The organism is Aliiroseovarius subalbicans, from assembly GCF_022678625.1.
In the GTDB taxonomy this organism is placed as follows: domain Bacteria; phylum Pseudomonadota; class Alphaproteobacteria; order Rhodobacterales; family Rhodobacteraceae; genus Aliiroseovarius_A; species Aliiroseovarius_A subalbicans.
The window spans coordinates 759,196-776,670 of the sequence record NZ_JALBYQ010000001.1 but is presented as its reverse complement, the minus strand read 5'-3'; the positions used below and the strand labels follow the sequence as shown (position 1 = coordinate 776,670).

The 17,475-nt window shown below is 61.3% G+C and carries 16 protein-coding genes; 8 read left to right on the top strand and 8 right to left on the bottom strand.

All coding sequences use genetic code 11. The annotated features are described in order from the left end of the window. Nucleotides 1-4 precede the first annotated feature (4 nt). A complete protein-coding gene (locus MN188_RS03805) occupies nt 5-1,015 on the top strand; it encodes an Ldh family oxidoreductase (protein WP_242107369.1) in 1,011 nt (336 codons plus the stop codon). Here MN188_RS03805 and MN188_RS03800 read toward each other — a convergent pair. The 4 genes from MN188_RS03800 to MN188_RS03785 all read right to left on the bottom strand — a co-directional run bounded on the left by MN188_RS03800 (nt 1,012) and on the right by MN188_RS03785 (nt 5,302). Beyond that, nucleotides 1,012-1,665, bottom strand: coding sequence for an NnrU family protein (locus MN188_RS03800; protein WP_242106272.1), 654 nt, complete (start codon nt 1,663-1,665; stop codon nt 1,012-1,014). The genes MN188_RS03805 and MN188_RS03800 overlap by 4 nt on opposite strands. 316 nt (nt 1,666-1,981) lie before the next feature. Beyond that, on the bottom strand, nt 1,982-2,953 hold the full coding sequence (locus MN188_RS03795) for a glucokinase (RefSeq protein ID WP_242106271.1): 972 nt from the start codon (nt 2,951-2,953) through the stop codon (nt 1,982-1,984). Next, nucleotides 2,950-4,272 (bottom strand): GH1 family beta-glucosidase, encoded by a 1,323-nt coding sequence (locus MN188_RS03790; RefSeq protein ID WP_242106270.1) that lies wholly within the window; start codon nt 4,270-4,272, stop codon nt 2,950-2,952. The genes MN188_RS03795 and MN188_RS03790 overlap by 4 nt, the downstream gene beginning before the upstream one ends. Before the next feature lies 1 nt (nt 4,273). Then, nucleotides 4,274-5,302, bottom strand: coding sequence for a substrate-binding domain-containing protein (locus tag MN188_RS03785; protein WP_242106269.1), 1,029 nt, complete (start codon nt 5,300-5,302; stop codon nt 4,274-4,276). A 253-nt stretch (nt 5,303-5,555) separates the two neighbouring features. Here MN188_RS03785 and MN188_RS03780 point away from each other — a divergent pair, with 253 nt between their 5' ends. The 7 genes from MN188_RS03780 to MN188_RS03750 all read left to right on the top strand — a co-directional run bounded on the left by MN188_RS03780 (nt 5,556) and on the right by MN188_RS03750 (nt 14,031). Next, nucleotides 5,556-6,824 (top strand): ABC transporter substrate-binding protein, encoded by a 1,269-nt coding sequence (locus tag MN188_RS03780; RefSeq protein WP_242106268.1) that lies wholly within the window; start codon nt 5,556-5,558, stop codon nt 6,822-6,824. Nucleotides 6,825-6,908: 84 nt separating this feature from the next. After that, a complete protein-coding gene (locus MN188_RS03775; protein ID WP_242106267.1) occupies nt 6,909-7,916 on the top strand; it encodes a carbohydrate ABC transporter permease in 1,008 nt (335 codons plus the stop codon). 27 nt (nt 7,917-7,943) lie between these two features. Further along, complete coding sequence (locus tag MN188_RS03770) at nt 7,944-9,092, top strand: carbohydrate ABC transporter permease (RefSeq protein ID WP_242106266.1); 1,149 nt, start codon at nt 7,944-7,946, stop codon at nt 9,090-9,092. Between the two features lie 9 nt (nt 9,093-9,101). Further along, nucleotides 9,102-10,757 (top strand): alpha-amylase family glycosyl hydrolase, encoded by a 1,656-nt coding sequence (locus tag MN188_RS03765; RefSeq protein WP_242106265.1) that lies wholly within the window; start codon nt 9,102-9,104, stop codon nt 10,755-10,757. Between the two features lie 13 nt (nt 10,758-10,770). Continuing rightward, entirely contained in the window at nt 10,771-11,856 is a 1,086-nt protein-coding gene (locus MN188_RS03760) for an ABC transporter ATP-binding protein (protein WP_242106264.1), read from the top strand. 89 nt (nt 11,857-11,945) lie between these two features. Next, nucleotides 11,946-13,070, top strand: a complete 1,125-nt coding sequence (prfB, locus tag MN188_RS03755; protein ID WP_242106263.1) for a peptide chain release factor 2 — start codon at nt 11,946-11,948, stop codon at nt 13,068-13,070. Between the two features lie 172 nt (nt 13,071-13,242). Further along, nucleotides 13,243-14,031 (top strand): DUF2189 domain-containing protein, encoded by a 789-nt coding sequence (locus MN188_RS03750; RefSeq protein ID WP_242106262.1) that lies wholly within the window; start codon nt 13,243-13,245, stop codon nt 14,029-14,031. Nucleotides 14,032-14,098: 67 nt separating this feature from the next. Here MN188_RS03750 and MN188_RS03745 read toward each other — a convergent pair whose 3' ends face one another. The 4 genes from MN188_RS03745 to bcp form a co-directional block, all read right to left on the bottom strand. Further along, complete coding sequence (locus tag MN188_RS03745) at nt 14,099-14,596, bottom strand: bactofilin family protein (protein ID WP_242106261.1); 498 nt, start codon at nt 14,594-14,596, stop codon at nt 14,099-14,101. After that, entirely contained in the window at nt 14,586-15,902 is a 1,317-nt protein-coding gene (locus MN188_RS03740; RefSeq protein ID WP_242106260.1) for a M23 family metallopeptidase, read from the bottom strand. The genes MN188_RS03745 and MN188_RS03740 overlap by 11 nt, the downstream gene beginning before the upstream one ends. A gap of 174 nt (nt 15,903-16,076) precedes the next feature. Continuing rightward, entirely contained in the window at nt 16,077-16,886 is an 810-nt protein-coding gene (locus tag MN188_RS03735) for a ferritin-like domain-containing protein (RefSeq protein WP_242107367.1), read from the bottom strand. A 17-nt stretch (nt 16,887-16,903) separates the two neighbouring features. Beyond that, nucleotides 16,904-17,377, bottom strand: coding sequence for a thioredoxin-dependent thiol peroxidase (bcp, locus tag MN188_RS03730; protein ID WP_242106259.1), 474 nt, complete (start codon nt 17,375-17,377; stop codon nt 16,904-16,906). Nucleotides 17,378-17,475: the final 98 nt, after the last annotated feature.

Here is a 17,475-nt window from a genome sequence, read left to right as displayed (position 1 = left end):
AAATCTGATGCAAACTCGCACCCTGACTCTGGCCGAGATCGAAGACCTGTCCCAGCGCGCCCTTGAAGCCGCCGGAACCACCCCCGAAAACGCCCGGGCATTGGCGCAGGCCACCGCCGCGACAGAAGCGGACGGGGTTGCCTCGCACGGTTTGGCTTATATCCCGATCTATGCCGAGCATGTGCAATGCGGCAAAGTGGATGGCAAGGCGCAGCCGGTTCTGACCCGGCCCAAGCCCGGCGTGATCTGTGTTGATGCGGACAGCGGTTTTGCCCATCCCGCCATCGATATGGGCTTTGACGCGCTGGTGCCGCTGGCGCGCGAACAGGGCGTGGCCGCGCTGTCGATCCGCAATTCGTACAATTGCGGTGTGTTGGGCTATCACACCCATCGCTTGGCCGCGGCCGGGCTGATGGGGATCGGGTTCACCAACGCGCCCGCCTCAATCGCGCCCTCGGGCGGGGCCACGCCGGTTGTCGGCACCAACCCGTTTTCCATCGCCGCCCCCGGGGCCGATGGTCAGCCCGCCGTGCTGATCGACCAAAGCGCCAGCACGATCGCCAAAAGCGAGGTGATGAAACATGCCCGTGAGGGACGCCCGATCCCGGTCGGCTGGGCGCTGGATGCCGAGGGCAACCCGACCACGGATCCCGAGGTCGGGCTGAAAGGATCGATGGCGCCGTCGGGCGGCTATAAGGGCGTCGGCGTCGCGCTGATGGTTGAAATGATGGCCGCTGCGATGACCGGGGCGACGTTGGGCAAGGATGCCTCGCCGTTCTCCGGCACCAAGGGCGGACCACCGCGCACTGGGCAGTTCTTCCTGGCGATTGACCCAGCTGCGACCTCGGGCGGTGACTTTGCCGACCGCATGGCCGCACTGGTGGCGGCAATCCACGCACAGGACGGTGCCCATCTGCCCGGCGACGGACGCGGGGCGAAACGGGCCGTGGCCCAAACCGAGGGCGTTGCGGTTAACGTCGCCACGCTGGACCGGATCGAGGCGCTGCTGGGTTAAACCAGCGGTGACACCCCGATCACCGGGCCATGCAGCCACAGCAAGAGCAGGTAAAGGGTGACCGCGACAAGGCTGCGGATCATCCCGCCTTGCGTGATCGAAAAAGAGCGGTGGGTGGCTGAAAGCTGTTGCCAGCGTTCAGCGCCCAACACCCGGCGCTGGCGCCTGTCGATGATCCGCATGCCCAACAGGGAAAACCCGGCGAAAGTGCCAAACAGGATCACATGCGCCAGGTTTCCATTAGGCAGCATATGCGCCGCCGCCCACAGGAAAAGTGCGGCCAGAAGCGGGTGGCGCATCCATCCGATGATGCCGGGCTGTAGCGGGTCGAACCGCGCGTTCTGTGCCCCACCGAAGGACAGCGAGTTCGGTCGCCCGACGGCCATCGCTGCAATCCAGACTGCAAGGGCCATAGCCCCCAGAAGCACGTGGTTGTGCCAAGGTGCCCAATCCCACAGGGCCACGAACGGCGCCCGGCTTGCCGCGACAATCAGCCAGCTCAACACCGCCAAAGACAGTGCCGAATAGGCCAGCGTGAAACCCCGCGCGCCGATCTGCGCCACCAGCCGGCGTTTCACCGCGGGGCGCACCGGCACAGAATGCGACAGGAAAAACGCGGCGAAAGCCGCGATCAGTTCGATCCATCCCATGTGTTGCCCCCTTCGTCGTGACCCGCACGACCCTAGTGCGCCTGTGTGCCAAGGTCCAGAAACCCCAAGTCCCGGACTTGGAAACAAACTTTGGTACTTTCCCGGTCGAGCATGAAAGGGCGTGAATGCCGTCGTTCATAAGCGGCCCGGTACGACGAGTTTCACGAGGTATGAGAGGGGTTCAGTCTTTGACCAGCCCTGTATGACGCTTCCTCTTCTCCCCGTGCCACACATGACGTGACAAATGGCTCGTAAGGACCGGTCACACCGGTTTTGCGCAGGGGGCGTGAAGATCGGCCTAAGCGGCCCCGCCCCCTCAACCCGGCAGAATATGCGCGAGATGGTGGCCACAACCGGTCAGGGCGGCATAATCGTCTTCGATTACGGTGACCGGGAAATTCTGCATGAAGCCCGCAAAACGCCCCTTGTCGGACATGCCGTGAGCGAAGTCGAACCGCTCAAGCCAGGGGGCAACGGCACGGGCCACACCGCCGACAAGGAACACGCCGCCGAAGGGCAGGTGGATCAGCGACAGGTTGCCAGTGACCGTGCCAAGGATTCGCACGAAAAAGCGCAGGGTTTCCAATGCCAGGGGGTCTTCGGCCTCGGCCGCAGCCATGATTTCAGCAGCGCCTTTTTCAACCGGGTCACCTGCGCGGGTCGACAGCCACAGGTGAATGCGTTCCAGACCGCGGCCCGACAGCACGTCTTCAACCGCCGGAAAGCCGTGCGCGGTTTCGACAAAGTGGAGCAGTGCCAGTTCGTCGGCGGTGCGGATTGGCATGTTGGCATGACCAGCCTCGGATGGCGGCACAAGACGGCCCGCGCCGGTCTGATACACAGGCGCGCAGTTGAACCCGGTGCCCACGCCGATCACCAGCATGGCTGCGTGCGGGGTTGGGTCACCCCCGCGCACCACCGGGCGCAGGCTGTCGCCAGACAGGTGGCCCAGCGCGTGGCCTTGCGCCTGAAGGTCGTTCAGGATCGCCACGGTTTCCGCCTGTGCCGCCCGCGCCAGCGCGTCCTTGGTGATGATCCAGCTCAGGTTGGTCATCTCGGCCACACCGTCGCGCACCGGCCCCGCCACGGCCACGCAAACCCCGGCGCAATCGGGATTCCCCTCTTCGTCCAGATACCGGCGCAGAACGCTTTCCAGGCCGGGAAAGTCCTTGTTTCGGAAGCGGCGGATCGTGTCGGGCAGCAGCGTCGTGCCCTGGGCCAGCGCCACGCGCGTGTTGGTGCCGCCGATATCGGCCAGAAGGCTGTGCGTATTGGGCGCGCGTGTCATCGGGTCAGGGCCTTTCTGAAGGCGTGGTAGGAGGCTTTGGGCGTGCGTTCAAGACTGTCAAAATCGACATGCACAAGGCCAAAGCGTTTGTCATAGCCCAGCGCCCATTCGAAATTGTCCATCAAAGACCAGCTGTAATAACCCTTGACCGGAACCCCCGCCTGAACCGCGCGTTGCACCGCACCAAGGTGGCGGTTGATATAGTCGATCCGGTCGTCATCCTGCACAGCGCCATTCTCCAGCCGATCGGGCGCTGCCATGCCGTTTTCAGTGACGTAAAGCGGCAGATCACCGGTGAAATCACGTGCGGTGCGTTTGAGGAAATACTCCAGCCCGTCGGGATAGATCTCCCAGCCCATTTCCGTCTTGGGCAGGGGGCCAGGGCGTTCCTCAAGCGACGGCCAGGGCGTGTCGGCCGGGCCGATGATCTTTCGGGTATAGTAGTTCAACCCGCACCAGTCGACCGGCTGGGTGATGGTGGCGAAATCGTCCTGCCAGCCTGTGGGCAGATGCGGGGCCAGCCCCTCCAAGACCTCTTGCGGGTATTCGCCTTTGAAAATGCCGCCCAGGAAGAAGCGGTTGTAGATCGCGTCATACGTCGCCACAGCGCGCGCCGTTTCGGCACTGTTATCTGCTGGTTCGACATATTCGAAATTGCACACCGCCCCCAGATTGGACATGCCAAGATCGCGCATCACCTCGATCGCGCGTCCGTGGGACAAAAGCACATGGTGCATCGCGCGTGCGGTGGCGCGGATGTCGCGCAGGCCGGGGGCGTGGTGGCCTTCGAAATGGCTGAGCCAGCTGACGCACCAGGGTTCGTTGATCGGCGCGGCAGACCAAACGCGGTCGCCGATCCGCTCCATGATCACGCGCGTGTAATCGGCAAACCAATTGGCGATGTCACGATTGCGCCAGCCGCCCAGATCCGCCAGCGCCGAAGGCAGTTCCCAGTGATACAGCGTCGCCGCCGGCTTCACACCACGCTCCAGCAATCCGTCAACCAGCCGGTCATAGAAATCCAAGCCGTCTTGGTTAACCGCGCCACGCCCCTCGGGCAGCACCCGCGCCCAGCTTGTCGAAAACCGGTAGACGTCGAAATTCCCGCCCGCGATCAGGTCCAGATCCTCGACCAACCGGTGGTAATGGTCACACCCCACAGCGCCGTTGTCCGCCTTGTCGACATTCCCGGGCGTGGCGGCGAAACTGTCCCAATGGGTTGGCCCCGCACCGCCAAAGCTGTGGCCTTCGATCTGATAGGCCGAGGTGGCGACCCCGAACAGGAAATCCTGCGGGAAATCTTTGCGGGTGGGTAACATGTCAGGTTTCCTTGGATGTAGGGCCGGTGGATTGGCCCAAAGTCAACTCGGCCTCAAGCAACAACTCTTGTGGCCCGGTCTGGTTGTGGATCATGTCGAGCAGCATTTCCGCCGACCGCTTGCCCGCCTCACGCACTGAGGACCGGGTGGCGGTATAAAGCCGCGTGTCGCCGCCGTTTCGAAAGTAACTCAGCTCATCATCATGGGTGATGACCGAGACGTCGCGCCCCATCACCAGCCCCAACTCCTCGATCGCGCGGCGCACGCCGATGGCGGTAATCATCGAGGACACCAGAAAGGCCGTGGGCGGGTCGGGACGCGCCAGCAGCGCGCGGGCGGTGTCGTGACCGTAAGCCTCGGTCATTTCGTCCGAGGAGATCAGCGCGAGGTCGGCGCTGAGCCCGCGTTCCGCCAGCGCAGCCTCAAAACCATGACGCCGCCGGATTGCGAAATCCATCGTCTCAAGCCCGTTCACCAGCGCGATGCGCCGGTGCCCCAAGTCCAGCAAAAACCGTGTGGCGCGTTCAAACGCGTGGGTGTTGTTCACATCAACCCAGGCATAGGGCTCCTGTGCGTCCGAGGCGCGGCCATGCACGACAAAGGGCAGGCCAATCTCGTTCAGAAGGTGAATGCGCGGATCGCCCAGCCGGGGTGCATGAACGATGATGCCATCGACGCTGCCCTTCATCTTGAAGGCGCGATAGGCGGCTTCTTCCCCATCATCAGACACCACAGACAGCACCATGTCATAGCCGTTGCGCGAATAAGTCTCGCCCGCGCCGGCGATGAAATCGGCGAACACCGGGTTCACCATCTCATGTTTCGAACTGACTGGGATGACATGGCCGATCGACATCGCACGCCCGGTCGCCAGGCTGCGCGCGCGCATGTTGGGGGCGTATCCATGTGCCTGGGCTGCGGCCTGAACCCGTTTGCGGGTGGCCTCGCTCACCTCTGGATACCCGTTCAGCGCCCGGCTGACGGTGGTCTGCGACAGATGCAGGAGTTCCGAAAGCTGTTTCAGGTTCATCGGAGGTTCCCAAAGCGGTTTGGATCCTATTGAGCGTAGCCAAGCGGATCGTCAACGTCAAAAGGAACTTTGCGCATACCTCTTGAAAACAGTCCCGATGCGACAAACCAGTGTGTTTGCGTTGAATCATTGACAGGGAAGTTTTTCTGGTAAACTCTTTTGGTATCCAAAGCGCTTTGGGCACTTCTTCACAGGATTGCGCAAAGTGGGATCGTTTCAAGCGCCAGTTTCGGCGCGCATCTGGGAGGATACAATGAAACATGTTCTTTTGACCGGCGCGGCTGCTCTTGCATTGACCGCTGGGATGGCTTCGGCTGAGCAGGTAACCGTGTTTGGCCCGTGGCTTGGCCCGGACCAGGAAAACGCCGAAAAGGTTCTGGCGGGCTTTGCCGCTGCGTCGGGCCACGACGTGCGCTATGTCGGGTCTGACAGCTTTGAGCAACAGATCATGGTTGATGTCGAAGCCGGTTCGGCGCCGAACATCGCCGTGTTTCCGCAGCCCGGCCTTGCCGCTGGCCTGGCCAGTCGTGGCCTGCTAACACCGCTGGCTGAGGGCACGGACGACTGGATCCGTGAAAACTATGCCGCCGGGCAGTCTTGGGTTGATCTGGGCACCTATGCCGGGGCTGACGGGGCCGATCACCTCTACGCCTTCTCCTACAAGGTCGATTTGAAATCACTGGTCTGGTACGTGCCGGAAAACTTCGAAGATGCGGGATATGACATCCCGAACACGATGGAAGAACTGAAAGCGCTGAGCGATCAGATCGTCGCTGATGGCGGCACGCCATGGTGCATCGGCCTGGGGTCCGGTGGCGCAACAGGCTGGCCCGCGACCGACTGGGTCGAGGACCTTATGCTGCGCACCCAAACGCCCGCCGATTATGACGCCTGGGTGTCCAACGAGATGAAGTTTGACGACCCGAAAGTTGTTGCCGCAATTGAAGAATTCGGTGCGTTTGCGCGCAACGATGCTTATGTTGCTGGTGGCGCCGGGGCCGTGGCCTCGACCGACTTCCGCGACAGCCCCAAGGGCCTCTTCTCCTCGCCGCCGCAATGCTACATGCACCGGATGGCCAGCTTCATCCCGGCCTTCTTCCCCGAAGGCACCGTCGTGGGTGAAGATGCGGACTTCTTCTACTTCCCGGCATATGAAGGCAAGGATTTGGGCAAGCCCGTTCTGGGTGCTGGCACCGTGTGGGCCATCACCAACGAGAACCAGGCGGCACATGACCTGATTGCCTATCTCCAGACGACCGAGGCGCATGAGACTTGGATGGGGCTGAAGGGCTTCCTGACGCCGCACAAGGGTGTCGACACGTCGAAGTTCAGCGATCCGACGCTTGGCAAGATGAACGAGATCTTGCTGAACGCCACGACCTTCCGGTTTGACGCATCCGACCTGATGCCCGCCGCAGTTGGTCAGGGTTCGTTCTGGACCGGCATGGTGGACTATGCTGGTGGGAAAGACGCCGCTGCCGTCGCTGGTGAGATCCAGGACAGCTGGGACGCCGCTAAATAAGCGCCGTCTGATCGGTTAAAAAAAATGAGACGCCCGGAATTGCTCCGGGCTTCTCACAAAAAACGACAGAACAGGGAGAGGGATATGCACCCCGCATTGCAAGGCCTGATCACAATCATTGTCGGCGTTAGTGGCTGTATTGGGTATTTCTACTTCTCCAACCAGTTTCTGGACAAAGTCCTGTTCCCTGCGCGTGGACCGAATATTGGTCGCAACATCAATCGCGCCAACCTTGTTCGCCCATGGCTGTTTCTGTTTCCCGCGCTTCTGGCGCTTGGCCTTTACCTGGCCTATCCGGTCGTAGAAACCTTACGGCTCAGCCTGACCGAGCGGGTGGCTGGTGGCGGCTACACCTTCGTAGGCCTTGATAATTACAAGCAATTGGCCATTGAGCCGAAGTTCTGGGAAGCCGTGCGTAACAACCTGTTCTGGTTGTTGATCGTGCCCGCCGCCTCGACCGTTTTTGGCCTTCTGGCCGCCCAGCTTACCGACCGGATCAAGTGGGGTAATCTGGCCAAATCCCTGATCTTCATGCCGATGGCGATTTCGTTCGTTGGCGCCGCCGTGATTTGGAAGCTCGTCTATGACGCCCGCCCCATGGGGCAGGAGCAGATAGGCGTTCTGAACGCGATCTATGTCGCGCTGGGGGGGGATGAACCGATGACCTGGCTGACCATCCCGTTCTGGAACAACTTTTTCCTTATGGTCGTCCTGGTCTGGATCCAAACCGGCTTTGCGATGGTGATCCTGTCCGCCGCCCTGCGTGGCATTCCCGAAGAAACCATCGAAGCGGCCATCGTGGATGGCGCCAATCCGTTCCAAATCTTCTTCAAGATCAAGCTGCCGCAGATTTCAGGCACCATCGTCGTGGTCTGGACCACGATCACGCTGGTCGTTTTGAAAGTGTTCGACATCGTGTTCGCGATGACCAACGGGCAATGGGAAACACAGGTTCTGGCAAATTACATGTTCGACAAGCTGTTCCGCGCCAATGACTGGGGTGTGGGCTCGGCATCCGCCATGGTGATCATGCTGCTGGTTCTGCCGATCTTGGTCTGGAATGTTCACAACGCCCGCAAGGAGATGCGCTGATGACCCGCGACCGCACAGGAGCTCCTCATGGATAACATTGCAGGCACCAAATCCACCCTGACCTGGGCCGTGAACCTTTCGGTCGTCGCGCTGGTCTTTTTGTGGCTGTTTCCGACGTTGGGCCTTTTCGTGTCCTCGTTCCGCACCGGGGATCAAATTTCTGCCTCGGGGTGGTGGAAGTCGATGTTCCCCAGCGAACAGAACTACACCCTGCGCAGCGCGGCCCCCGACACCCAGGTGCAAGAGGGCGCGCTTTATGTGATCGAGGGCAACCTGTTTGCCGAAGGCAAGGGCGGTGAGATTTCGGTTTGGGGTATCTCTTCGAAAGAGATCGACAGCTTCGTGCCGGGCGACACCGCCGAGCTGCGAAAAGGCGGCACGGTGACTGTGGACGCGGCGGGAAATTACCGGATGGAAAACACGGAACCGTTCGAGGGATCACGCGGCACGCGGGTTTTCGTGACCGCCGTGTCTCCGCCCGAGTTCACAACCGAGAACTATGGACGGGTTCTGTTTTCCGGGTCTGGTAACGACAAGATGGCCAAGGCGTTTTTCAACACGCTGACCGTGACGATCCCGGCCACGATCATCCCCATCGTCGTGGCGGCCTTTGCCGCTTACGCGCTGGCGTGGATGGATTTCCGGGGCAGGGCGCTTTTGATTGCCATGGTGGTGGGTCTTTTGGTCGTGCCGCTGCAACTGGCGTTGATTCCGCTTTTGAAGTTTCACAACGGCATCGGTATCGGCAAAGGATACCTGGGTGTGTGGATGGCGCATACCGGCTTCGGGCTACCGCTCGCGATCTATCTTTTGCGCAACTACATGGTCGGCTTGCCTCGCGACATCATCGAAAACGCCCGCGTCGACGGCGCCACGGATTTCCAGGTGTTCACCAAGATCATCCTGCCGCTCAGCTTTCCGGCTCTGGCCAGTTTCGCGATTTTCCAATTCCTGTGGACCTGGAACGATCTCTTGGTCGCCAAGGTGTTCCTGATCGACGCCACCGGGGAAACCACGGTGATGACGAACCAGATTGTCGAGCTTCTGGGCACCCGTGGTGGCAATTGGGAAATCCTGGCCACGGCAGCCTTCGTGTCGATCGCGGTGCCGCTGGGAGTCTTCTTTGCAATGCAGAAATACCTGGTGCGCGGCCTGCTCGCCGGTTCGGTCAAGTAAGAGAGACACATGAACGCAAGCACGGGCATAGGGTCCATGACCCATCTGGCCAAAGACCCCGACTGGTGGCGCGGCGCGGTGATCTATCAGATCTATCCGCGCAGCTTCCAGGATGCGAACGGGGACGGAATCGGTGACCTTTTGGGCATCGTGCGCCGGTTGCCTTACGTCGCCTCGCTTGGCGTTGATGCGATCTGGATCTCACCCTTCTTCACCTCACCGATGAAAGATTTCGGCTATGACGTGTCGGATTATTGCGATGTAGATCCGATGTTCGGATCACTGGCTGATTTCGATGCGGTGATCGAGACTGCCCATGCGCTTGGCGTGAAGGTGATGATCGACCTGGTGCTGTCACACACCTCGGACCAGCACCCGTGGTTTGCCGAAAGCCGCGCCAGCCGGGAGAATGCGAAGTCGAATTGGTATGTCTGGGCCGATGCAAAGCCCGACGGCACGCCGCCCACAAACTGGCTGTCGATCTTCGGCGGCTCGGGCTGGCAGTGGGACACGCGGCGGCAGCAGTATTACATGCACAATTTCCTTGTCGAACAGCCTGACCTGAATTTCCACGACGCCGAGGTGCAACAGGCGCTGTTGGATGTCGCGCGGTTCTGGCTCAATCGCGGGGTCGATGGCTTCCGGCTGGATACGATCAACTTCTACACCCACGACGCCCAGCTGCGCGACAACCCGGCCCTGGCGCCCGAGGATCGCAATTCAACTATCGCACCTGCGGTGAACCCCTATAACCACCAGGACCACAAATACGATAAGAACCGCCCGGAAACCCTGGAGTTCCTGCGCAAACTGCGGGCGGTGATGCAGCCCTTCAACGCGGCGGCGGTGGGCGAGGTGGGCGAGGCCCAACGTGGGCTTGAGATCATGGGCGAATACACCGCCGGCAATGATCTGATGCAGATGTGTTATGCGTTCGAGATGCTGTCAGGCGCTCAGCCCGTCGCGGGATACGTTGCCGAGGTGATGGCGCGGGTGGCCGAGGTGGCGGCGGACGGCTGGGCCTGCTGGGCCTATTCCAACCACGACGTGCAACGCCATGTCTCGCGCTGGAATCTGACCGACCCGGCGGCGCGCATGTTCACCACGCTGATGATGTGCCTGCGCGGCTCGGCCTGCCTGTATCAGGGCGAAGAGCTGGGCCTGCCCGAGGCCGAAGTGGCCTTCGCCGACCTGCAGGACCCGTATGGCATCGAGTTCTGGCCCGAATTCAAGGGACGTGATGGTTGCCGCACCCCAATGGTGTGGGAAAAGTCGAACCAGAACGGCGGCTTTTCCACCGCTGCGCGCCCTTGGCTTCCGGTTTCAGGCGACCACTTGGGCCGCGCGGTTGAGGCCGCCGAGGCAGACCCGGCGGCGCTGGTGCATCACTACCGCCGCGCGATCGCTTTTCGCCACGCCCAACCGGCGCTGGCACGCGGTGAAATGACGGACATGCGGGTCGAGGGCGATGTTCTGTCCTTCCTGCGGTCACATGGCGACGACGTGATTTTCTGTGCCTTCAACATGGGCGAAGGAAACGCGGTGATCGACGCCCCGAAAGGGGACTGGCAAGCAATTGGCGCCGAGTTGAACGGCGCACATGCCGACGCGAGCGGCAAGATACATCTGGCGCATTGGCAGCCCTGTCTGCTGCGACGCGCCTGAGGGAGGGAAAGAGATGGCAGAATTGAAACTGACGGATGTCGGCAAGACCTATGGCGGCAGTGTCGAGGTGCTAAAGGGCATCGACCTGGACATCAAGACCGGCGAGCTGATCGTCTTCGTCGGCCCCTCCGGCTGTGGCAAGTCCACGCTTCTGCGCATGATCGCGGGGCTGGAAAAGATCACCGCGGGCAGTCTGGAAATCGACGGTGTGGTGATGAACGACGTGCCCCCCAGCCAGCGCGGCATCGCGATGGTGTTCCAGTCCTACGCGCTTTATCCGCACATGACGGTCTATGACAACATGGCCTTTGCCCTGAAGATCGCCAAGAAGTCGAAAGAAGAAATCGACGCGGCGGTGCACAAGGCGGCGAAGATCCTGCTGCTGGACGACTACCTGGACCGCCTGCCCAAAGCGCTGTCGGGAGGGCAACGTCAGCGTGTTGCGATCGGCCGCGCTATCGTGCGCGACCCCAAGGTGTATTTGTTCGATGAACCGCTCTCGAACCTCGATGCGGCCTTGCGCGTTGCCACCCGGCTTGAGATCGCGCAGCTGAAAGAGGCGATGCCGGAAAGCACGATGATCTATGTCACCCACGACCAGGTCGAAGCGATGACTCTGGCCGATAAGATCGTGGTTCTGGCCAACAAGGGCATCGCCCAGGTCGGCAGCCCGCTGGACCTTTATGAACGTCCAGACAATGAATTCGTGGCCCAGTTCATCGGCAGCCCGTCAATGAACCTGCTGCCCGGTGAGATCGTCAAGACCGGTAAGACGACGGTGATAAAGCTGGATGACGAAGGCACCGCAGTGGCCGATATGCCGTCCACGGATGCCGACCTGGGCAAGCGGGTGAATGTCGGTGTGCGGCCCGAAGATTTCGTCCTGGCCGACGGCGAGGCGCTGATGGATGGAACGGTGAACATCGTCGAGGCCCTGGGCGAGGTGACGCTGTTGTACTTCATGGCCGAACATGGCCGTGAGCCGCTGATCGCCAAGCTGCCCGGCATCCACGCCGACTTGCGCGGCCAGACCGTGCGTCTGACGGCGGATCCGTCGAAGGTGCAGGTGTTCCACGAAGGCCGCTCGATGCGGGTCTGAGGGCTGCCGCCCCGGCGCGTCGCCGGTGTTGCTCCTGACGCTGGCGCTTGCTATTGCACGCATCAGGATTGTGAACAGGGAATACACCCATGCGGGCAGAGGCTCAGAACAACGTCGAGGCAATCGAGAAATCCCTGGCGCTTCTGCGCCAGCGGATCGGTTGGGACACGGCCGAACACCGGATGGAAGAATTCAACGCCATGACCGAGGATCCGGATCTGTGGAACGATCCGGCCCGCGCGCAGAAACTGATGCGCGAACGCCAGACGCTGCTGGACAGCGTGACCGCCTACAAGGCGATGGCGCAGGACCTGTCGGATTCTGTCGAGCTGATCGAATTGGGCGAGATGGAAGAGGACGACGAGGTCGTTTCCGACGCCGAGGCGACGCTGGCCGTTCTGGTCAAGAAAGCCGCCGCCGCCGAGCTTGAGGCGCTGTTGAGCGGCGAAACCGACGCCAACGACGCCTTTCTGGAAATCAAGTCCGGCGCGGGCGGCACGGAAGCCTGCGACTGGGCCTCGATGCTGGCGCGCATGTATGTGCGTTGGGCCGAAAAGCGCGGATTTTCCGTCGAGCTGCAGGAAGAGACCGCCGGCACCGAGGCCGGGATCAAATCCGTTACCTATCAGGTCAAAGGTCACAACGCCTATGGCTGGCTGAAGTCGGAAAGCGGCACGCATCGCCTGGTGCGCATTTCGCCCTTCGGCAAGGGCACGCGTGAGACGTCCTTTGCCGCAGTCGGTGCCTATCCGGTGATCGACGACAACATCGAGATCGAAGTGAACCCTGCCGATATTCGCATCGACACCTACCGGTCGTCGGGCGCGGGTGGGCAGCACGTGAACACGACAGATTCGGCCGTGCGCATCACCCACCACCCGACGGGGATCGTGGTCACAAGTTCAGAGAAATCCCAGCACCAGAACCGCGACATCGCCATGAAGGCGCTGAAATCGCGTCTGTACCAGATGGAGCTGGACCGGCGGAACGCCGAGGTCAACGCGATGCACGAGGCCAAGGGCGACGCGGCCTGGGGCACGCAGATCCGGTCTTATGTTCTGCAGCCCTACCAGATGGTGAAAGACCTGCGCACGAACCATGAGACCGCCGATACGTCGGGGGTTCTGGATGGCGATTTGGATGGCTTCATGGCGGCGACGCTGGCGATGAACGTGGCGGGCAAAAGCCGCGCGGATGCCCAGGGCGAAGACTGATCCGAGCCGTCACCTGATCCAGCGGAATGCGCGTGCCGCGCATGCATGATCCTGATGGGCGTCCAGCCGCAGCGGCTTGCGGGCAATAATCTTGCGCGCGCGCCTTGACGCCGCGACACTCAGCCGCAACACTCTCTTAACGCGTGAAAAAACAAACGTGCAGGGAGGTTACATGACCGACGCAACAGAACTTGCGGCATCCGGGCCGCCAGCGATCGCCAGAGTGGGCTTTTCGGATTTGTCTGCGGCCTTGGGCGCGGGGTTTCGCGATTTTAGGCGCGCGCCAATGTTCGGGCTATTCTTTTCCTTTTTCTATGTGCTGGGCGGGATCCTGATTTTTCTGGAGCTCGACGTGTTGGACCAGAGTTACTGGATCATTCCTTTGGCAGCCGGTTTCCCGCTGTTGGCTCCCTTTTTCGGCGTCGGCCTGTATGAGGTCAGCCGCCGGCTGGAGGAGGGTGCGCCACTGGATTGGGCCGCCGTTCTTGGTGTGGTCGTGCGCCAGAAAGACCGCCAAACGCCCAGCGTGGCGGCGGTGATGGTCATCATCTTTCTGTTCTGGATGTTCCTCGCTCACATGATCTTTGCCCTGTTCATGGGGCTGGAGCCGATGACGAACATTCTAAGCAACTGGCAGGACACGATCCTGACGCAGAAGGGCCTGACTATGCTGGCGGTGGGCACGGCAGTTGGTGCGATCATCTCGTTCGTGCTGTTTTCACTGACTGTGATGAGCCTGCCGATGTTGCTGGATCGCGAGATGGATTTCATCTCGGCAATGATCCACAGCTTTCAACTGGTCTTGCAGAACCTGGTGCCAATGGTGGCCTGGGGGCTTTTTATCTCAGCCCTGACGCTTTTGGGCATGGCGCCGTTTTTTCTGGGCCTGTTCGTGGTGTTGCCGGTGCTGGGACACGCGACCTGGCACTTGTATCGCCGGTCGATGAGCTTCGAAGACTGACCAGAGAGACCCGGACAAAAAAAGGCCGCCCAGTTGGACGGCCTTTTGCGGTCCCGCTGTGGGGATCTTATTCCTTGGCTTTTGCGGCGGGCTTCGCGCCGGGGGTCAGCGGATCGTCCTGACGCTGCACCGAGCCTTCGAAATGCGCACCGCTTTCGATCGCGATTGTTTTGTGGATGATATCGCCTTCAACCCGTGCGGTCGAGGTCAGGCGGACCTTTAGCCCGCGGAGACGACCGATAATGCGACCGTTGATCACGACGTCATCGGCGGTCACTTCGCCCTTCACCGTGGCGCCTTCGCCAACGGTCAGGGTGTGGGCGCGAATGTCGCCTTCTACTGTGCCTTCGACCAGGATGTCACCGGTGGACTTGAGGTTGCCCTTGATCACCAGGTCCGAGGACAGGGAGGAGGCGGGCGGTTTTGCCTTTGGTGCTGGGGGAGGGGGCGTGGCCCCCTTGGCAGTCGGAACTGCCGGCTTTGCCGGAGCCTCGGGGGCTGCCGGTTTTGCTTCGTTCTCACCGGCCTTCGGGCCCGGCTCGTTGATCCTGCTTTTAGAAAACATCGTTCGCTGCCTTGATATAGATCATCGGATTGACTGCCTTACCGCCCACACGCACTTCATAGTGAAGATGGGGACCGGTTGAGCGACCAGAGTTTCCCATATCACCAATTCTCTGCCCACGCGATACCCTTTCGCCTTTTCGCACACTCATGGCTGAAAGATGCGCATAGCGCGTCTCGATCCCGAACTCATGCTGGATCTTGATCAGACGTCCATAGCCCGAAGACCAGTCGGCCGAGATCACTACGCCATCGGCCGTGGCATAGACTGGCGTGCCGATCGGCGCGGCGAAGTCGGTGCCATTGTGCATCCGCCCCCAGCGCATGCCAAAGCCACTGGTGAAGCGGAACGCCGATTTCACCGGTTGGGCGAATGGCATCCTCTGCGCCGCGATGCGGTAAAGGTTCATGCGATCCAGCTCAGTCAGGATCGCGTTGGCGCGCAGGCTGTCGGGGTCGGGCTCGCCGCCCTTGGTCGACAGGGCCAGCGGAGTCAGCGGACCACCTTGGCCGGAATAGCCGCGACGAACCTGGTCCAGGATCGTGTTCACTGGCACACCCGAGGCACGGAACATTTTGTCCAACGGCTCCAAGGACACGGTGACGGCGTCCTCAAGTTGTTGGAAAATCTGATCGTTTCGCTCGTCCCGCAGGCGCTGCTCATAGATCATGTCCTGGGCGAACGTCTCGGCCTGGACGGCGCTGGCGGCCATCAGGTCACGTTCCGCGGCGGTGCTTTCCAACGCGGCGGTCAGGAAATCCAGTGTTGCGGTTGCATCGCCTGTTGCGATGACCTGTCCGCCATTGGCTTCGTCCTTGGCTGCAGCCAACATCGCTTCGACGCTTCTGCGTGCCTCGTCACGTTCGCCCATGGTCCGGCGCAGAGTGGACTGGATCACGCCGATGCCGGTCTCCAGCTCCTTGCGTCGATCCTCAGAGGACAAAAGTTCGCTCTGCATGTCGGAAATCTGCGCCAGCGCCAAGTTGAAGCGGGCTTGCGCGGCCAGCGCCTCAGAGGCGCGGGCATCGCGTTGGGTGGACAGAATTTGCAGCCGTTCTTCGTAAAGACGTTGATCGCGCGCCGCCTGATCGCGGAAGTTGCCAGACCCGATTGAATCCATCAGCAATACGGCGGTCGCAATGATCGACCAGGCCACGAAAGCCGCCGATCCGGTCCAGCCCAGGCATTGCGCAAGAGGCGTCAGGCGGATGAACCGCGTGCCATCTTCAGAGCGCAGAAACAGACGCTGTTCGGGGAAAACCCGCTCCAACGCATGATTGATTTTGTAAGTCAGTCTTGTCAGCAAGCCCTGTCACCCAGTTGCCGCGTTCTTGCGCGTACAGTCATCCCATTCTCGTGCGCAGCCGCATCCCCCCGCGTACGCACGGGGTTCCTTAGCGCGCAAGGGAGGTTCACGCAACGATTTTCGGGCGATTCCATTAGCTTGGGGGGCTGCGACACGCGGTTTCCCGCCGATTGCTCAGCTTGTGCGCGAAGGGGGTAACCGATCGGCCAACGGCCAGTAGAAATCCGGCGGCAATCCGGCCTCGGCGCGTTTTTCTTCGTTGAAAGGCGGTTTGAGCGGGCCGTGGAAGTATTTGCGCACCAGGGCGTGGAACGTGTCCTTGGGATCCAACTCGTGGCGCCCGCATAGGAAATGGAACCATTTCGAGCCATAGGCAACATGGCCGACCTCTTCGCTGTAAATGACTTCAAGGGCTTCGATCGTGCCCCTGTCCCCAGCCTTGCGGAACACCTCGATCATGCCGGGTGTCACGTCGAGCCCGCGCGCTTCTAGCACCATTGGAACAACCGCCAGACGCCCCATGATGTCATCGGCCGTGTCCGAAGCCGCGCGCCACATGCCCGCATGGGCAGGCAAAGCGCCATACTGGCTGTCTTGTGCTTCAAGGCAGTCGCATACTAGGTTGAAATGCTTGCTTTCTTCGTCCGCGGCTTTGACCCAGTCGTCATAGAATCCCAACGGCATTTTTACATCCGAAAATCGGGCGATGATGTCCCAATGCAAGTCGACCGCGTTCAGTTCGATATGCGCCACCGCATGCAACAGCGCGCGGCGTCCGTCCGGGCTGCCGGGCTTGCGTTTGGGCACGTCGCGCGGGTCCAGGAGTTCGGGCCGGTCCGGGCGCGCGGGGAAATCCGGTGGCGTGGCCGCGCCGATCTCAAGCGGCGTCCCGGCCTCACGCGCAGCGAACCAGGCGGCGGCGTGTTTGTGTGACAGGGCGGTCTTGGCGCGTCCATCGGCAGTGCTCAGCACTTCGACCGCCATCTGGGCCAGAGACAGGTTCACAATGCCTGCACCGCGGCCAGCACGTCGTCCACATGGCCCTTCACGCGCACTTTCGGCCAGACACGCAGCACGGTGCCGTCGGAGTCGATCAGCACGGTGGTGCGGCTGATGCCCATATATGTGCGGCCATAGTTCTGCTTTTCGCCCCAGACGCCATACCGTTCGCACACGTCCCCGTCGGCATCCGACAACAAAGGAACACCCAGCGCATGTTTGGCGCGGAAGTTTTCGTGTTTTTTCAGGCTGTCTTTGGAGATCCCGAACACCTGAACACCGGCGTCGGCGAAGGTCTGAGCGGTTGCCGTGAATTCCAGTGCCTCGGTGGTGCAGCCGGGCGTGTTGTCCTTGGGATAGAAAAACAGAACAACCCGGTCCGGACGCAACGCGGACAGAGTAACATCGTCGCCGCCATCCTGGGGCAGGGTGAAATCCGGCGCGATGCTGCCGGGTTCGGGCAATTGGGCGCTCATGGCTTTCCTTCCCTCCAACTTGGTCATAAGGCTTTCGTTTTAGAAGCGTTCGCGCGACAATGGAAGCGAATGCCACGAAGGATTTCGCCAAAGCGACC